The sequence below is a fragment of the Mesorhizobium sp. M5C.F.Ca.IN.020.32.2.1 genome, assembly GCF_004023105.1.
GTDB lineage: Bacteria > Pseudomonadota > Alphaproteobacteria > Rhizobiales > Rhizobiaceae > Mesorhizobium > Mesorhizobium wenxiniae.
In genome coordinates this window covers 1-619 of record NZ_RZSX01001562.1, presented here as the reverse complement: position 1 = coordinate 619, position 619 = coordinate 1, and the positions used below count along the sequence as shown (strand labels likewise).

The following is a 619-nucleotide window of genomic DNA, read 5'->3' as shown; positions in this document are numbered from 1 at the left end:
GAACATGACGATGCAATATGTGAGTACCCGCGGGGAAGCGCCCGTGCTTGGATTTTCCGACGCGGTGCTGGCGGGCTTGGCGCGCGATGGCGGGCTTTATGTGCCTGATATCTGGCCGCAGTTTTCGGCGGCAGAGATCCGCGCCATGCGCGGCCTTGCCTATCCCGACCTCGCCATCCGCGTGCTGTCGCCGTTTGTCGGCGGCGAGATCGCGATGCAGGTGTTCGAACGCCTGGTGCGCGAAGCTTATGCGACGTTCCGTCACGAGGCGGTCTGCCCGCTGGTGCAGACCGGCTCGAACATGTTCGTTCTGGAACTCTTCCATGGCCCGACGCTTGCCTTCAAGGACGTGGCCATGCAGCTTCTCGCCCGGCTGATGGACCATGTTCTTGCCGAGCGGGGCCAGCGCGCCACCATTGTCGGCGCCACGTCCGGCGATACCGGCGGGGCCGCCATCGATGCCTTCGCCGGGCGCAATCGCACCGACATCTTCGTTCTTTTCCCGCACGGCCGGGTCTCGCCGGTGCAGCAGCGCCAGATGACGACGTCCTCTGCCGCAAATGTCCATGCAATCGCGGTCGAAGGCAATTTCGACGATTGCCAGGGGCTGGTGAAGGAC

The 619-nt window shown here is 64.5% G+C and carries 1 pseudogene; it reads left to right on the top strand.

From position 1 onward, the window contains the following. Positions 1–10: 10 nt before the first annotated feature. Positions 11–619: pseudogene (locus EOA86_RS37450) on the top strand (pyridoxal-phosphate dependent enzyme); the annotation flags it as partial.